This is a genomic window from Pantoea sp. X-Soil-ISGK-285, from assembly GCF_059730815.1.
Genome location: NZ_AP035938.1, coordinates 3,641,045 through 3,657,569, shown reverse-complemented (window position 1 = coordinate 3,657,569; position 16,525 = coordinate 3,641,045). Strand labels below are relative to the sequence as shown.

Annotated in this window: 16 protein-coding genes; 4 read left to right on the top strand and 12 right to left on the bottom strand. The window is 53.8% G+C overall.

Translation table 11 applies throughout. The features are described from left to right. Window positions 1–12: 12 nt before the first annotated feature. From AC6I8B_RS17195 to msrP, 12 genes are all read right to left on the bottom strand, one after another. The gene (locus AC6I8B_RS17195) at window positions 13–1,191 is read right to left on the bottom strand and encodes an amino acid ABC transporter permease (RefSeq protein ID WP_157353806.1); all 1,179 of its coding nucleotides are present in this window, start codon (window positions 1,189–1,191) and stop codon (window positions 13–15) included. A gap of 68 nt (window positions 1,192–1,259) precedes the next feature. Beyond that, on the bottom strand, window positions 1,260–2,285 hold the full coding sequence (locus AC6I8B_RS17190) for an amino acid ABC transporter substrate-binding protein (protein ID WP_010255984.1): 1,026 nt from the start codon (window positions 2,283–2,285) through the stop codon (window positions 1,260–1,262). A gap of 543 nt (window positions 2,286–2,828) precedes the next feature. Continuing rightward, the gene (gene fis / locus AC6I8B_RS17185; protein WP_003855228.1) at window positions 2,829–3,125 is read right to left on the bottom strand and encodes a DNA-binding transcriptional regulator Fis; all 297 of its coding nucleotides are present in this window, start codon (window positions 3,123–3,125) and stop codon (window positions 2,829–2,831) included. Between the two features lie 23 nt (window positions 3,126–3,148). Continuing rightward, a complete protein-coding gene (gene dusB, locus AC6I8B_RS17180; RefSeq protein WP_008925814.1) occupies window positions 3,149–4,114 on the bottom strand; it encodes a tRNA dihydrouridine synthase DusB in 966 nt (321 codons plus the stop codon). Window positions 4,115–4,481: 367 nt separating this feature from the next. Then, window positions 4,482–5,363 (bottom strand): 50S ribosomal protein L11 methyltransferase, encoded by an 882-nt coding sequence (gene prmA / locus AC6I8B_RS17175; protein ID WP_010699821.1) that lies wholly within the window; start codon window positions 5,361–5,363, stop codon window positions 4,482–4,484. 16 nt (window positions 5,364–5,379) lie between these two features. Beyond that, window positions 5,380–6,825 carry a sodium/pantothenate symporter gene (gene panF / locus AC6I8B_RS17170; protein WP_010256003.1) on the bottom strand — a complete coding sequence of 482 codons (1,446 nt, stop codon included), beginning with the start codon at window positions 6,823–6,825 and terminating at the stop codon, window positions 5,380–5,382. Continuing rightward, window positions 6,815–7,057 (bottom strand): YhdT family protein, encoded by a 243-nt coding sequence (locus AC6I8B_RS17165; RefSeq protein ID WP_010256005.1) that lies wholly within the window; start codon window positions 7,055–7,057, stop codon window positions 6,815–6,817. The genes panF and AC6I8B_RS17165 overlap by 11 nt, the downstream gene beginning before the upstream one ends. Before the next feature lie 72 nt (window positions 7,058–7,129). Then, window positions 7,130–8,479 (bottom strand): acetyl-CoA carboxylase biotin carboxylase subunit, encoded by a 1,350-nt coding sequence (accC, locus tag AC6I8B_RS17160; protein WP_010256007.1) that lies wholly within the window; start codon window positions 8,477–8,479, stop codon window positions 7,130–7,132. 11 nt (window positions 8,480–8,490) lie between these two features. Continuing rightward, complete coding sequence (gene accB, locus AC6I8B_RS17155; RefSeq protein ID WP_010256009.1) at window positions 8,491–8,952, bottom strand: acetyl-CoA carboxylase biotin carboxyl carrier protein; 462 nt, start codon at window positions 8,950–8,952, stop codon at window positions 8,491–8,493. A 25-nt stretch (window positions 8,953–8,977) separates the two neighbouring features. Then, on the bottom strand, window positions 8,978–9,430 hold the full coding sequence (gene aroQ / locus AC6I8B_RS17150; RefSeq protein WP_010256011.1) for a type II 3-dehydroquinate dehydratase: 453 nt from the start codon (window positions 9,428–9,430) through the stop codon (window positions 8,978–8,980). A 232-nt stretch (window positions 9,431–9,662) separates the two neighbouring features. Further along, window positions 9,663–10,268, bottom strand: a complete 606-nt coding sequence (gene msrQ / locus AC6I8B_RS17145) for a protein-methionine-sulfoxide reductase heme-binding subunit MsrQ (protein WP_022623945.1) — start codon at window positions 10,266–10,268, stop codon at window positions 9,663–9,665. Next, window positions 10,269–11,273, bottom strand: a complete 1,005-nt coding sequence (msrP, locus tag AC6I8B_RS17140; RefSeq protein WP_010256016.1) for a protein-methionine-sulfoxide reductase catalytic subunit MsrP — start codon at window positions 11,271–11,273, stop codon at window positions 10,269–10,271. A 286-nt stretch (window positions 11,274–11,559) separates the two neighbouring features. Between msrP and csrD the strand changes: the two genes are divergently transcribed. The 4 genes from csrD to mreD all read left to right on the top strand — a co-directional run bounded on the left by csrD (window position 11,560) and on the right by mreD (window position 16,520). Beyond that, entirely contained in the window at window positions 11,560–13,509 is a 1,950-nt protein-coding gene (csrD, locus tag AC6I8B_RS17135) for an RNase E specificity factor CsrD (RefSeq protein WP_010699819.1), read from the top strand. 311 nt (window positions 13,510–13,820) lie between these two features. After that, a complete protein-coding gene (mreB, locus tag AC6I8B_RS17130; RefSeq protein ID WP_004385136.1) occupies window positions 13,821–14,864 on the top strand; it encodes a rod shape-determining protein MreB in 1,044 nt (347 codons plus the stop codon). A 148-nt stretch (window positions 14,865–15,012) separates the two neighbouring features. After that, window positions 15,013–16,035, top strand: a complete 1,023-nt coding sequence (mreC, locus tag AC6I8B_RS17125) for a rod shape-determining protein MreC (protein WP_010256043.1) — start codon at window positions 15,013–15,015, stop codon at window positions 16,033–16,035. Beyond that, window positions 16,032–16,520 carry a rod shape-determining protein MreD gene (gene mreD / locus AC6I8B_RS17120; RefSeq protein WP_010256045.1) on the top strand — a complete coding sequence of 163 codons (489 nt, stop codon included), beginning with the start codon at window positions 16,032–16,034 and terminating at the stop codon, window positions 16,518–16,520. The genes mreC and mreD overlap by 4 nt, the downstream gene beginning before the upstream one ends. Window positions 16,521–16,525 lie beyond the last annotated feature (5 nt).

The following is a 16,525-nucleotide window of genomic DNA, read 5'->3' as shown; positions in this document are numbered from 1 at the left end:
TATCCCGTTCTCTTAACGCTCAACCAGCGCAATTTTGCGGTTGTAGAAGTTCATAAGCATTGATATCAGCAGGCTGATAATCAGGTAAACGCCCATCGTGATAGCAATCGTCTCGATAGCCTGACCGGTCTGATTCAGTACCGATCCGGCGAACAGCGACACCATATCGGGATAACCGATAGCGGCGGCGAGTGAGGAGTTCTTCACGATGTTCAGATACTGGCTGGTTAGTGGCGGAATAATGACGCGCATGGCCTGCGGAATAATCACCTGGCGCAGCGTAACCGGATTAGGCAGCCCCAGCGACCGCGCTGCTTCATGCTGACCATAGGGGACCGACTGGATCCCGGAGCGGATCACTTCAGCAACAAACGACGACGTATAAATCGACAGTGCCAGCGTCAGGGCTGCCAGCTCCGGTATCATCACCGAGCCGCCACGGAAATTGAAACCGCGCAGTTGTGGCACATCCCAGTGCGTGGCTGGGCCAAACCCAAGGTGTGCAAGCAAAGGAAAGAGAATCAGCATCGCAACGGCAGCGGGCCATGTGCGACGTAACTGACCGGTTTTCAGCTGATGTTTACGGTTAAAGCGGTACAGGCCATAGCTCACAGCCGCGGCCAGAAGCAGTGCGATCACAAACGGCCAGCTGCCTGCTGCATAGGTCGGCCACGGAACGTAGAGTCCGCGATTACTGACATATGCCAGGTCAAAAGCATTCAGCGCCTGACGTGGGCCCGGCAGATTGCGTAAGACTGCAAAGTACCAGAAGAAGATTTGCAGCAGGGGTGGGATATTACGGAAGGTTTCGATATAGATATTCGAGAGTTTCCGCAGCAGCCAGTTGTCAGAAAGGCGGGCAAGACCGACCGCGAATCCGAGAATCGAAGCGAAAACAATACAGAGTGTAGAGACCAGCAGCGTGTTGGTTAATCCGACCAGAAACACGCGCGCGTAGGTATCTCCCTCAGTGTACTCAATCAGATGCTGAACGATGCCGAAACCGGCAGTGCGCTCAAGAAATCCAAACCCCGATGTAATACCGCGATTGGCAAGGTTAATAATGGTGTTATGCACCAGATAACCCACCACACCAAGCACCGCGACGACGGCGATGAACTGATAAATCCAGGCGCGAACCGTGGGATTACCAAATGAAAAATCCCTTTTCACGGTTGGGCGTTGTGACATGTTGAAACCTCAGTAACGAAAGCTGGGGTAGGGCACCACAGAATAGGGTGCCCGATTAGTGAGGTCTGTTAACGTACCGGTGGTGCGTACTGGATACCGCCCTGGTTCCACAACGCATTCTGACCACGTGCAATCTTCAGTGCGCTGTCTTTACCGACGTTACGGTCAAAGCTTTCCTGATAGTTACCCACCTGCTTGACGATGTTGTAGGCCCACTTGTTATCCAGCTTCAGATCCTTACCAAAATCACCTTCGGCGCCCAGGAAGTGTGCCATGTCTGGTGTGGTTGGCTTGGCCGTCATCTGATCAACGTTCTTCGAGGAGATGCCCATCTCCTCCGCATTCAGCATGGCGTAGAGCGACCACTTCACGATGGTGAACCAGTCATCATCACCACGACGTACCAACGGCCCCAGCGGCTCTTTGGAGATCACTTCGGGCAGAACAATAAATTCGTCCGGTTTGCCCAGCTTAATGCGTAATGCGTAAAGCTGAGACTGGTCAGATGCCAGCGTATCGCAACGTCCGCTATCCAGCGCTTTAGCCGATTCATCAGAGCGGTCAAAGGTCACAGGCGTATATTGCATTTTGTTGGCTTTAAAGAAGTCCGCTACGTTCAGCTCGGTGTCGGTTCCCGCCTGAATACAGACAGTGGCACCATCCAGCTCTTTCGCACTTTTCAGGCCGGCCTTCTGGTGAGTCAGGAAGCCGATACCGTCGTAATAGTTCACGCCCGCAAACAGGAAGCCCATGCCGCCATCGCGCGATGAGGTCCAGGTGGTATTACGTGAAAGCACATCCACCTCGCCGGACTGCAGGGCGGTAAAACGCTCTTTCGCGGTCAGCGGGGTATATTTCACTTTGGTCGCATCACCAAACACAGCGGCAGCCGTCGCACGACACACATCCACATCGATACCGGTAAACTTGCCGCCAGCATCTGCATAGGAGAAGCCCGGCAAGCCGTCACTGATACCACATTGAACAAAACCTTTTTTCTTTATCGCATCCAGTGTGGTGCCTGCGTGTGCTTGCTGAGCAACGGCAACCAGCGAGGCAGCAGCGATCAGCGTAGAGAGCATCATCTTTTTCATAAAGCATCCTGTGTGGCGGGATCATGTTGTTATGTTTGCGCACTTTAGTGTGCGTTTTTCCTGTCTGTGGCGGTCAGCCATCCACGACTCTGCAAAGCTGATGCCAGGTTTGCAGGTTCCTGAATTCGTATGAAAGAACGGTTAATAATCGGAAGCACTTAGAAAGTTCCGCTAATATGGCGCACCAAAAGGAAGCAATGCGAGTCGACCCGATCACATTTAGTGCAAATAGTTTCACTATGTGGGAGCAGTGTGAGCATTCACTCAGGCAGAAATGTATGAAGAGATTGCGTTGCTTTTTAATGCGCAGAAAGTCACATACCCAGCAGTGGCGGGGATGTGAAGCGAGGTGAGGGTAAGGCAGGCACTAAGTCAAATCACAGCGGGCGAAAGCGAGAGGGTGAAATATCACGCCAGCGATTGCAACTACAGTTACCATATTACCGGAAACTGTTTCACTATCATTACCGTGGCTTTGTGCGTCGACGCACAAATAAAAACGCCAGCCCGAAGGCTGGCGTGATTTACAGACAGAACTAAAAATCAGTTCATGCCGTATTTTTTCAATTTCTTACGCAGCGTACCGCGGTTGATACCCATCATCAGGGCAGCACGGGTCTGATTGCCACGGGTATACTGCATCACCATGTCCAACAGAGGCTGCTCGACTTCAGCCAAAACCAGCTCATACAGGTCGCTCACATCCTGACCATTCAGTTGAGCAAAATAGTTCTTCAGTGCCTGTTTAACCGAATCACGCAAAGGTTTTTGAGTTACCTGATCCTGTGAGTTAACGGTTGAAACGGTCAGTACGTCAGAATTTACGCGTTGTTCGAACATAGTTCTTTCAGCTCTTTATTTCGTTACGCAAGATTTTCGAAGTATGCCTCCAACGCCTCCAGCTGTTCGCTGGCATCCTCAATGGCGTTGAATGTGCGCCGAAACTGGTCATTCGGGGCGTGCTCCTGCAGATACCAGGAGACGTGCTTTCGCGCTATACGGTATCCCTTGCCTGAACCGTAAAAGTCGTGCAGCTCACGTATATGCGAAACAAGCAAGCGCTTGACCTCTGCCATCGGCAGCGGGGCAAGCAACTCCCCAGTGTCCAGATAATGCTGGATTTCCCGGAAGATCCACGGTCTTCCCTGAGCAGCACGTCCTATCATCAGAGCATCGGCCCCTGTATAGTCGAGCACCGCTCTGGCTTTATGCGGGTCAGTTATGTCTCCATTCGCGATAATCGGAATGGAGACACTCTGCTTAACTGTCCGAATGCTGTCATATTCAGCTTCTCCGTTGAACAGGCAGGCACGAGTGCGACCATGTATCGTCAGAGCCTGTATACCGCAGCGTTCAGCCAATTGGGCAATCGCGACACAGTTCCTGTTTTCAGGATCCCAGCCAGTACGAATTTTCAGCGTAACCGGCACATTCACTGCATTAACCACTGCGGAGAGAATTGACTCCACCACGGTGGGATATTGCAGCAAGGCTGAACCCGCCATTTTGCGGTTAACCTTCTTGGCAGGGCATCCCATATTAATGTCGATGACCTGTGCACCAGCCTCAACATTAATGCGTGCAGCTTGCGCCATTTCACTGGGATCGCAACCGGCAATTTGCACGGCGCGAATGCCTGGCTCATCGCTGTGAACCATACGTAATCGAGATTTGTCGCTAGCCCAGACTTCCGGGTTTGAAGACAACATCTCAGAAACTGCCATGCCTGCACCCATTTCGTGACACAGCGCCCTGAACGGCCTGTCGGTAATACCGGCCATCGGTGCTGCAATCAGTCGATTTCTCAGCTGGAGGTTTCCAATACGCATGAAGTCAGAATGGCCATACTGTGTCTGCAAGGCGGCGTATATTACGCATTTTTGCAGGAAGATGAAAGGCCAAACTTTGAACAATCAGCAAGAAAGATCAATGAAATCCGGGTCATGATCGATGCGCATATTTATTAAGCTTAAATATCAATGATTTAACAACTTATGCTGAAATTGTGAGCAAAAGTTTTTCCAGAAAAGTACGTCAATTCGCCAGATAAAAAACGTCACATGCCGTGATTAACGATACAAGCATCCATTTCAAATCGGGAAAGCCCGCAACTTACGCTACGGGCTGGCTGAATGTTCTGTTAAGGCACTTTGTTACGGGCAGCGCGATATCAGAGGGGGCAGACAGGCGCTATATTCAGGATTTAATCCCGGTAATCCGGCACCACTCCTCTTTAACCGCAACCGGGTCGAGCGTGAACTCGCTGACATACGCTTCGCAGACGCTCTCTGCCTGGCTCTCTAACACGCCCGAGAGGCCCAGATGACCGCCAGACTTCGGCAGAACGCTGATCAGCGGGGCCAGTTCACGTAGCGGGCCGGCCAGGATATTGGCCACCACCACATCAGCCTGCAGATTTTCGGGTTGCTGGTGGGGAAGATAGAGCGACAGGCGATCAGAGACGCCGTTGCGCTCAGCATTATCCCGGCTGGCCTGAATAGCCTGCGGATCGATATCAATCCCGATCGCCTGAGCCGCGCCCAGCTTCAGTGCGGCGATCGCCAGGATCCCCGAACCACAGCCGAAATCGATCACCGTTTTGCCCACCAGATCCAGCCCGTCAAGCCAGGTAAGGCAGAGTGAGGTGGTCGGATGCGTGCCGGTCCCAAACGCCAGGCCGGGATCGAGCATCACGTTGACGGCATCGGGATCCGGCACATCACGCCAGCTCGGACAGATCCAGAGCCGCTCACCGAAGCGCATCGGATGGAAGTTTTCCATCCATTCGCGCTCCCAGTCTTTATCTTCGATCTGCTCGATCCGGTGACGAAAACCTGCACCCAGCAGCGGATGCTGCGCCAGTTCGGCGGTAATCGCGGCCATATCAGTTTCTGCATCGAACAGGCCGATAACATCGGTATCGCCCCACAGGCGGGTTTCACCTGGCAGCGGCTCATACACCGGCGTGTCGTTGGTATCCTGAAAGGTCACTGAAACCGCACCGATGTCCATCAGCGCATCGCTCAGCGTTTCCGCGTGTTCACCTGAGCTATTAATTTTGATTTGAATCCACGGCATAACGTCTCTCTTTCCGTCAATGTTGCGGCGCGTCGACCGTTTGCGGCGCGCGTCCAAACAGGTTGCCCACTAAAAATGCCAGCAGGCTTAAAAGCAGTGAGGGCACAATGGGATGAAAACCCAGAATCTGCAGGTTCAGGCTCGCCAGAAAAGCGTAGCAGCCTCCACCCACCACCATGCCGGTGATGGCGCCTGCGGCATTAGCGCGTTCCCAGTAGAGACCCAGTACCAGCGGCCAGAGGAAAACCGCCTCAAGGCCGCCAAAGGCCAGCAGGTTGAGCCAGATAATCATATCGGGTGGATTCCAGGCCGCAATCAGCAGCAGGAGACCCAGTGCGAACGTAATGGTGCCAGATAACAGCCGCAGCCGCGTCTCATTTTCCATCTGCTGTGGGGCAACACGCAGATAGAGATCTTTGATCAGCGTAGCCGAAGCCTGTAACAGCTGGGCATTAATGGTCGACATAATGGCGGCCATGGGGGCTGCCAGAAACAGTCCGGCAGCTAACGGTGGCAGCACAGTGATCATCAGGGTGGGTATAACACTATCCGGCACGGTCAGATTCGGCAGTATCGCCCGGCCCAGCGCACCGGCCAGATGCATTCCCAGCATCAGGATCACCACCACAATGGTACCCAGAATAATGGCCCGATGGACTGCCTTGCTGTCTTTATAAGAGATGCAGCGCACCGCAGTATGCGGCAAGCCAATCACCCCAAAGCAGACCAGCACGACAAATGAACTGAGGAAGGTCGGCGTTATAATCTCACCCGGTCCCTGCGGCGACAGCAGAGCGGGATCAATGTCATGCAGTTTCTGCACGGCCGTGCTCAGGCCGCCAGCCTGATGAATCACCGCGAACAGCAGCAAAAATGTGCCAATCAGCATCACGATGCCCTGCATGGCGTCATTGAGAACGCTGGCACGGAACCCGCCAAAAGCGGTGTAGAGCGCAATAGTGCCGCCAAAAATCAGCAGACCCGTGTCATACGGGATGCCTGCGGCGGTTTCGAGCAGCCGCGCGCCGCCAATAAACTGCACCGTCATGGCACCGATAAAGGCAACCAGCAGGCTCAGACTTGCCAGCCAGATCAGCAGCGGGCTCTGATAGCGGGCGTAGAGCATGTCATTCAGCGTCACCGCATTATGCTTACGCGCCAGGATGGCAAACTTTTTCCCCAGCACACCCAGCGAGAGCCAGACGGCGGGCACCTGCACCATCGCCAGCAATACCCATCCCAGCCCATATTTGTAGGCGGCACCGGGACCACCAATAAACGAGCTGGCGCTGATATAGGTGGTGGTGAGCGTCATCGCCAGCACAAATCCGCCCATGGAGCGGCTGCCAAGGAAATATTCAGTGAGGAAGCTACCCTCGCGCCTTTTGCGCACGGCAAACACCGACAGCGCGGCAATCAGCACCAGATAAATCAGTAACGGCAGGATAATTTCACTGTTCATTTGTGTCCTCCAGCGGCATGTCGCGGAAAATTAACCGCACCATCATCCAGCACAGGAATATGAACAACAGGGGAGCAAACAGGCAGGAGAGTTCAAACCAGCGCGGCAGGCCGGTGATACCAATTTCACTGCCACCCAGCCAGGCAGAAAGCCCCCAGGCAGCGAGCCAGAGCAGGGTGAGGTAGAGCGACCAGCGCGCCTCTTTATGTGCCTGTATAAAACGAGCATCCATGATTCAACCTTAACGCCAGCGGCAAAAGAAAAAGGCCGGATTAACCGGCCTCTGACTGACTCAGCGTTGCGTTTACTTCTCGTGCAAGCCGAGTTTTTTCTCCAGATAGTGGATATTGGTTCCACCGTGCTGGAAGTTTTCGTCGGACATGATTTTCATCTGCAGTTCAACGTTGGTTTTGATACCGTCGATGATCAGTTCCGCCAGCGCATTCTTCATGCGGGCGATAGCCACGTCGCGCGTTTCGCCATAGGTGATCAGCTTACCGATCATGGAGTCGTAATACGGCGGTACGGTGTAGCCTGAGTAAATATGCGACTCCCAGCGCACGCCAAAACCGCCTGGCGCATGGAAGCGGGTGATTTTACCCGGACTTGGCAGGAAGGTGACCGGATCTTCAGCGTTAATACGGCACTCGACCGCATGTCCGCGAATAACCACTTCGTCCTGTTTGATCGACAGTGGCTGACCCGCAGCAATGCGCAGCTGCTCTTTGATCAGATCCACACCGGTGATCATCTCGGTCACCGGATGTTCCACCTGAATACGGGTGTTCATCTCAATGAAGTAGAACTCACCGTTTTCGTAAAGAAACTCGAAGGTACCTGCGCCACGATAGCCAATCTCAATACAGGCTTTGGCACAACGATTGCCGATAAAGCTGCGCTGTTCTTCAGTAATACCTGGGCCTGGCGCTTCTTCAACCACTTTCTGGTGACGACGCTGCATAGAGCAGTCACGTTCGCCCAGATAGATCGCGTTGCCCTGGCCGTCAGCCAGAACCTGAATCTCGATGTGGCGCGGATTCTCCAGATACTTCTCCATGTAAACCATGTCGTTGCTGAAAGCCGCTTTGGCTTCCGCTTTCGTCATGTTGATGGATTGTTCCAGATCTTTGTCGCTGCGCACAACGCGCATACCACGACCGCCGCCGCCGCCAGAGGCTTTGATGATGACCGGATAACCGATGCGCTTCGCAAAGGCACGGTTTTTTTCCATATCATCGGTCAGCGAACCGTCAGAACCGGGTACGGTTGGGACGCCTGCTTTCTTCATCGCATTAATCGCAGAGACTTTGTCGCCCATCAGGCGAATGGTGTCTGCTTTCGGACCGATAAAGATAAAGCCGGAGCGCTCAACCTGCTCAGCAAAATCGGCATTCTCAGAGAGGAAGCCGTAGCCAGGGTGAATCGCCACCGCGCCGGTGATCTCTGCAGCAGAGATCAGCGCCGGGATGTTGAGGTAACTTTTAACTGACTGCGCCGGGCCGATGCAGACGGTTTCGTCTGCCAGCAGCACGTGCTTCAGGTCACGATCCGCGCTTGAGTGTACCGCAACAGTCTTGATGCCCAGTTCTTTACAGGCACGCAGAATGCGCAGCGCAATCTCACCACGGTTAGCAATAACAATTTTATCCAGCATGATCTGCCCCGTTACTCGATGATAACCAGTGGCTCGTCAAATTCGACCGGCTGACCGCTTTCAACCAGGATCGCTTTCACTACACCTGATTTGTCAGCTTCGATCTGGTTCATCATTTTCATGGCTTCGACGATGCACAAGGTATCGCCGGCATTCACTTTCTGGCCGACTTCCACAAAGGCTTTCGCATCCGGGCTCGGCGTACGGTAGAAGGTCCCTACCATTGGTGAACGCACGATGTGACCGCTGATTTCAGCCGGTGCCGCTTCGGCAACTGCTGCAACAGGAGCAACAGCTGTTGCCAGAGCAGGCTGTTGAACCGGCGCAGCGTAAGTCTGCTGCATCATCGGGTAACCCACGTTTGCAGGTGCACGGCTGATGCGAACGGACTCTTCACCTTCAGAAATTTCCAGCTCTGAAATGCCAGACTCTTCAACCAGTTCGATCAGTTTTTTAATTTTACGAATATCCATGAGTGGGGTTCCGTACTCAGTTTGATTAATTAGTTTGAGACAGGCGTTTTACTGCCGTTTGTAAAGCCCATGTGTAGCCGTCAGCGCCAAGCCCACAGATCACGCCAGCAGAGACATCAGAAAGATAGGAGTGATGGCGGAAGGGCTCGCGGGCATGCACGTTGGAGAGATGAACCTCGATAAACGGTATTTCTACCGCCAGCAGGGCATCACGTAGTGCGACACTGGTATGGGTAAACGCGGCAGGATTAATAATGATGTAATCCACATTGCCTTTGGCCTCATGAATGCGATCAATCAGCTGAAATTCAGCATTGGTTTGCAGGTGGCTCAATTCCACATTCAACTGGTCTGCCTGACGTGTCAAATCGTCAACGATCTGACGCAGCGTGGTATGACCATACTTCTCAGGTTCACGCGTTCCCAACAGGTTCAGGTTGGGTCCGTTTAAAAGCAGAATATGTAATTTATGCGCCATCGTGCTGCCATCTCCCGCAATCATTGAGGCATCGCGTAAAATACCTTGCGAATCTTCATTTGTCACCTTTGAGAATGAAAAAGAAGACCCGACGAGCAATAAAGCCGGGCATTATATCCGTTTCGTGTCATTTCGCAGCAAAATACTGGTCTTATCTGCGAAGATGATCGGATGTGGCCTGCGGGCCACATCTTTTATCAGAAAACAGCAGAGGAAAACAACGGGTGAAGCGCTAGCGAGGCCACCATTTGAGAAATTTTTTGTAACGCCAGGCTAACAGTATCGCAGCAAGTAGTGCGTAGATAAGTGGCTGGGGTGACAAGGTTTTCACTGACCAGATATAGTGAATCGGCACCAGAATCGCGACCAGATAAACCGCGTTGTGCAGGGTTTGCCAGCGCTTACCGAGCTTGCGCTGAGCGCGCTGAAACGACGTCAGCGCCAGGGCCAGTAATATCAGCCAGCTGATAATCCCCAGTGTCAGATAGGGACGGGAAATCAGCTCGCTGCCCAGCAGACGCAGATTGTCAGCGCCCAGCTCCAGCAGGTAATAGCTCAGCAGGTGAAGAGAAGCCCAGACAAACGTCCAGACGCCAAGCAGACGTCGCGTGCGGATTAACAGCGGTTGCCTGCCATAACGTGCCAGCGGTGAGACCAGCAGCGTACCCAGCAGCAGTTTCAGCGCCATGCGGCCGGTAAAATGCTGAATATCTTTTGCCGGATCCGCACTCAGGCCGCCCTGCATCGCGGCAAGAACCAGATAAACCAGCGGCAACAGGGCCGCCAGATGCAGAATCACCTTAAGCCAGGTGATCTGTTTTATCGACAGGCGTACCACCTAGTAATTCTCCCGTAAATCCAGGCCACGATAGAGCGACGCAACCTGTTCGGCATAGCCGTTAAACAGCAGCGTTGGCTGACGTTCGACCTTCAGACTGCCGCCCGGGCCAATAAATCGCTCAGTGGCCTGCGACCAGCGTGGATGATTAACATGCGGATTCACATTGGCATAAAAACCATATTCATCTGCGGCGATCTGGTTCCAGGTCGTTGGTGGCTGATTTGCGGTCAGGGTGATTTTGACAATCGACTTAATGCCCTTAAAACCATATTTCCACGGCACCGTCAGGCGAATCGGCGCGCCATTCTGCGGCGGCAGCGCTTTGCCATAGACGCCGGTGGTCAGAATGGTCAGCGGATGCATGGCTTCATCCAGACGTAAACCTTCGACATAGGGATAATTGAGTCCGCCGCCAATAAAGCGATCTTTCTGACCTGGCATCTGCTCAGGATCGTACAGCGTCTGGAAGGCGACAAAACGCGCTTTGCTGGTGGGTTCCGCCAGAGAGATAAGCTTATTCAGCTCAAAGCCTATCCAGGGCACCACCATCGACCAGGCCTCCACGCAGCGCATGCGATAGATTCGCTGCTCCATGGCAAACCGTTTAAAGATGTCATCCATATCCAGGGTCACGGGTTTAGCCACTTCGCCATCAATGGTCAGTTTCCAGGGTTCTGTTTTCAGCGTACCGGCATTGGCAGCCGGATCGGCCTTATCCAGCCCGAACTCATAGAAGTTGTTATAGCCGGAAACTTTATCCGCAGGCGTTAAGGTCAGATCGGCCTGATATTGCGCTGGTTTGGTAAAGTCCAGCGGCCGGCCTGCTGGCGCGGGTGGGCGATCGTTGCCTTTGAACCAGCTGAGAATATCGGCTTGCGCCACGCCCGGCATACCCATCGCCGCTGCGCTCAGTCCCAGCGTTTTCAGCACCTGGCGGCGCTTCATGTTAAAAATGCTTTCCGGCGTTACGTCGGCTTCGGTCAGACGGGGTGTGCGTTTCATGGTGCCTTCTCCAGACAGGATGTCATTAACCAGCATGATGACTATTACTGATATCAGCCAGTTTCGCCCTGAAAATGTGAAATTTCCTGGCTGGCCGGTACGATGAGAATGCACCGAAAAGTGCCAGGATCAACGCCAGCGATGATATCCCGACGATATACTTCGGCTTCATACGTCCCGGCGCTGTCGGCAACGGCAAATTATGCTATTTTTGCTCGCGTTTTCGTCAGGCTGACGGTACAAGGTTGGGTGATCCGGTTATCACCGCAGTAATACAGGCACAGGGATGCGATTAACCACAAAATTATCTGCGTTTATTACCTTTTTAAGCCTGCTGGCCATGTCGTTGATGCTGGCAGGCTGTGCATTCAGTGTTTTCTGGTTCAGTCATCAGCGGGTTGAACATCGGGCGCAGATACTGGCGACCGAAGTGGATCAGGCGATGTTCACCCAGACGCCGGCAGAGCTGCATGTCTGGCTCACGCGTATGATGCCGATAATGAATGCCGAGCAGATTTCTCTTCACAACGGCAGGCAGACTTTCCTTACTCTCTCCCGACACGAAAACCAGATGCTGGAAGACGAACCTAATCGTTTTATCCAGGTCGATGTGCCTTTGATGCACCAGACGGGGTTAGAGCTGCGGGTCGTCACCCTTGATCCTGCCAAAACCTGGCTGCGCTCCATTACCGGCACCTCTACGCTGGGCATCCTGTTTACCGTCATGCTGGTGATGAGTCTGGTGCTGCTGCTGATGCATCGCTGGCTCAGTCGTCAGTGGCGCGGTATGGAGCATCTTGAAGTGCGGGCAGAGGCGATTATCAGCGGTGAGCGCGGCGTAATGCCGAAACGCGGTGCGGATGAGTGGCCACCGAGAGCGAGCCGCGCACTGGATGTGTTGCTGGCGGATCTGCAGGAAGCGGGCGAGCAGCGTCTGCGTATCGACACGCTGATCCGCACCTTTGCTGCGCAGGATGGACGCACCGGTCTCAACAACCGGCTGTTCTTTGATAACCAGCTCGCCACCCTGCTGGAGGATCAGGAAGCTGTCGGCACCCATGGTGTGGTGATGATGGTGCGCCTGCCCGATCTGGACACGCTGAAGGATTCGCTGGAGCCGGGGCTGGTTGAGGAGTACCTCTTCAATTTCGTCAACATGCTTTCCACCTTTGTGCTGCGCTATCCTGGCGCCCTGCTGGCACGCTATTTCCGCAGTGATTTTGCCGTGCTACTGCCGCATCGCAGTCTTAAAGAGGCAAACAGTATTGCGGATCAGCTGATCAATGCTGTTGATTCTCTGCCGCCGATGCGGCTGGTTAATCGTGATGATCTCATTCATATCGGTATCAGCGCCTGGCACAGCGGGCAGACTGTGCCGCAGGTGATGGAAAATGCCGAAATGGCTACCCGACGTGCGGCACTGCTGGGCGGCAACAACTGGACCAATGGTGCCGGAAATCCGCAGGACGCCGGGCGGGGTAGTGTGCGCTGGCGAACCCTGCTGGAGAACACGCTTAGCCGTGGCGGCCCGCGGCTCTATCATAAACCCACCGTCAATATTGAGGGTAAGGTACAGCACCGGGTAATGCTGACCCGCATCTTCGATGGCGATAAAGAAGTGCTGGCCGCAGAATATATGCCCCTGGTACAGCAGCTCGGCATGGCTGATGGCTGGGATCGCCAGTTAATGACTCGCATTGCGGCACTCTCTGAACTCTGGCCAGAAGAGACGCTGGTGATCCCGGTGACGATTACCTCGCTTCTGCAGCGCTCTTTTGTCCTCTGGCTGCAGAACATGCTGCTGCAGTGCCCGAAAGCGCAAAGAAAACGATTTTTATTTGAACTTGCCGAGGCAGATGTTTGTCAACACATCAACCGTTTAACGCCAGTTTTCCGCGCACTTAAGGCTTTTGGCTGTCGGGTTGCGGTAAATCAGGCGGGTTTAACCGTGGTAAGCAGCGCCTACATACGACAGCTGCCGCTGGAACTGATCAAGCTTGATGCCGGTCTGGTACGCAATATTGAGCGACGGACTGAAAATCAGCTGTTTGTGCAGAGTCTGCTGGAAGTCTGTAAATGTACGGGCATTCAGGTGTTTGCTACCGGTGTCCGCACTAAAGCGGAGTGGCAAACCTTAGTCGCGTTGGGCGTAGCAGGTGGGCAGGGCGACTTTTTTGCTCCCTCGCTTCCGGTTAACAGTAACGTGAAGAAGTATTCACAACGTTACCGTATTTAATGAATTGCGGTCGTACTGACGGAAATTTACGGTTTTTTTTAATGTTTATCCGCGTCTGAACCTCTGAACTTACTGCCGGAAATGTTAGATTTTATGTCGGACAGGGTGAGGGGAAATAGCGTGAAATGCAGTGCTGATGGCGTCTGGTCGCCATTCTGCTGTTGTGGATCGCCAGTTCAGATGACTTAAACGCAATCAGGCGTCTTTTTTCACCGAAGCAGAACGTTTTTGCGCCTTGTGGCAGCTTCGTGTGGTTGGTAAAGTAAGCGGATTTTATTTTCCGCCCCCAGCTTGCAGGATTACCCCTTAGTATGTTTAAAAAATTTCGTGGCATGTTTTCCAACGACTTGTCCATTGACCTGGGTACCGCGAATACCCTGATTTACGTGAAAGGACAGGGCATCGTACTGAACGAGCCCTCCGTCGTCGCTATTCGACAGGATCGTGCCGGTTCACCGAAAAGTGTTGCGGCCGTGGGTCATGAGGCCAAACAGATGCTTGGCCGTACGCCAGGCAATATCGCAGCGATTCGTCCGATGAAAGATGGCGTTATTGCTGACTTCTTCGTGACTGAAAAGATGCTGCAACACTTCATCAAGCAGGTTCACAGCAACAGTTTTATGCGTCCCAGCCCGCGTGTGCTGGTCTGCGTACCCGTCGGGGCAACACAGGTTGAACGCCGCGCGATTCGTGAATCCGCTCAGGGCGCAGGCGCGCGAGAAGTGTTTCTGATTGAAGAGCCGATGGCTGCAGCAATTGGTGCGGGTCTGCCCGTTTCAGAAGCGACCGGCTCAATGGTGGTGGATATTGGTGGCGGTACCACAGAAGTGGCGGTGATCTCGCTGAACGGTGTGGTCTACTCCTCGTCAGTGCGTATTGGTGGCGATCGTTTCGATGAAGCTATTATTAATTATGTGCGTCGTAACTACGGTTCACTGATCGGCGAAGCGACCGCAGAACGTATTAAGCATGAGATCGGTTCAGCCTATCCGGGTGATGAAGTCCGTGAGATCGAAGTGCGTGGTCGTAACCTGGCAGAAGGTGTACCGCGCGGCTTTACACTGAACTCTAATGAAATTCTGGAAGCGCTGCAGGAGCCATTAACCGGCATCGTTAGCGCGGTGATGGTTGCCCTTGAGCAGTGTCCGCCTGAGCTGGCTTCAGATATTTCGGAGCGCGGCATGGTGCTGACCGGCGGTGGTGCGTTACTGCGCAACCTGGATCGTCTGCTGATGGAAGAGACGGGCATTCCGGTTGTGGTTGCTGAGGATCCACTGACCTGTGTGGCTCGCGGTGGCGGCAAAGCGCTGGAAATGATCGACATGCATGGCGGCGATTTGTTCAGCGAAGAATAATTGCCTCAACCGGCTAAGAACGCAATGATCATGCGAGGGAGTGGCATGTGAACCGGCGCAATCTGTGCCGGTGCAGTGCGTTCAGCCCAGGGAAGCACGGTGTTATGCCGTCGCTTCCTCTCCTGTTGTCGAGGATCACGCAGATTATATGAAGCCGATTTTTAGCAGGGGACCTTCCCTGCAGTTGCGTCTATTCCTGGCGGTTATCGTGGCGATTGCCATTATCATTGCCGACAGCCGTGTGGGTTCTTTTACCCAAATACGCAACTATCTGGATACGTCGGTCAGTCCGTTTTACTTCCTGGCCAATGGGCCACGTCAGCTGCTGGATGGCGTGTCAGAGTCGCTGGCGTCGCGTCAGCAACTCGAGCAGGAAAACAAAGCGTTACGTCGTGAGCTCTTCCTGAAAAACAGTAACCTGCTAATGCTGGGGCAATATAAGCAGGAAAACGCACGCCTGCGTGAACTGCTGGGTTCACCGCTGCGTCAGGATGAGCAAAAGATGGTGACACAGGTCATCTCCACCGGCACCGATCCTTACACCGACCAGGTGGTAATCGACAAAGGCAGCGTCAACGGCGTCTATGAAGGCCAGCCGGTCATCAGTGATAAAGGGGTAGTCGGTCAGGTCATTGCTGTTGGACAACTCACCAGCCGTGTTCTGCTCATCTGCGATGCGTCACATGCCCTGCCGATTCAGGTGCTGCGTAATGATATTCGTGTCATTGCCGCAGGTAACGGCTGTACTGAAGATCTTCAGCTTGAGCATCTGCCGGGTAATACGGACATTCGGGTCGGCGATGTGCTGGTAACTTCAGGTATCGGTGGCCGATTCCCTGAAGGCTATCCGGTGGGTGTGGTTTCTTCGGTAAAAGTGGATACCCAACGCGCCTATACGGTGATTCAGGCTCATCCGACCGCGGGTCTGCAGCGTCTGCGTTACCTGCTGCTGCTGTGGGGCGCCGATCGCAATGGTGATATGCCGCTGCCGCAGGATGAAGTTCATCGCGTTGCGAACGAGCGTCTGATGCAGATGATGCCGCAGGTCTTACCGCCTGCGGGAGAAATGGGCCCGCCTGCGCCTGCCGTACAGATGGGACCGCCTGCACCGTCAGCTACCAGCAGCAGTGGACAAAGCAACTCCTCGCGTTCACGCGGGGGGCAGCCTTGAGTCGATATCGCAGCCAGGGACGTTGGGTCATCTGGCTCTCCTTCCTGGTTGCGCTTGTCCTGCAGATCATGCCCTGGCCGGATGAAATTTATATGTTCCGGCCCTCATGGCTACTGTTGATCCTTATCTATTGGGTGCTCGCACTGCCGCATCGGGTCAATGTCGGTAGCGGATTTGTGCTGGGTGCCATCATGGATCTGATTGCGGGTTCCACACTCGGCGTGCGTGCGCTGGCGCTCAGTATCATCGCCTACCTGATTGCCTTTAAGTTCCAGTTATTCCGCAACTTAGCGTTGTGGCAGCAAGCGTTAATGGTTATGGTGCTGTCGCTGGCGATGGATGTGATTGTCTTCTGGGCTGAATTCCTGGTAATCAACGTTTCATTCCGACCTGAAATTTTCTGGAGCAGTGTCGTCGACGGTATTCTCTGGCCCTGGCTATTCTTATTAATGAGAAAAATTCGTCGTCAGTTCGCTGTTCAATAAGGAAA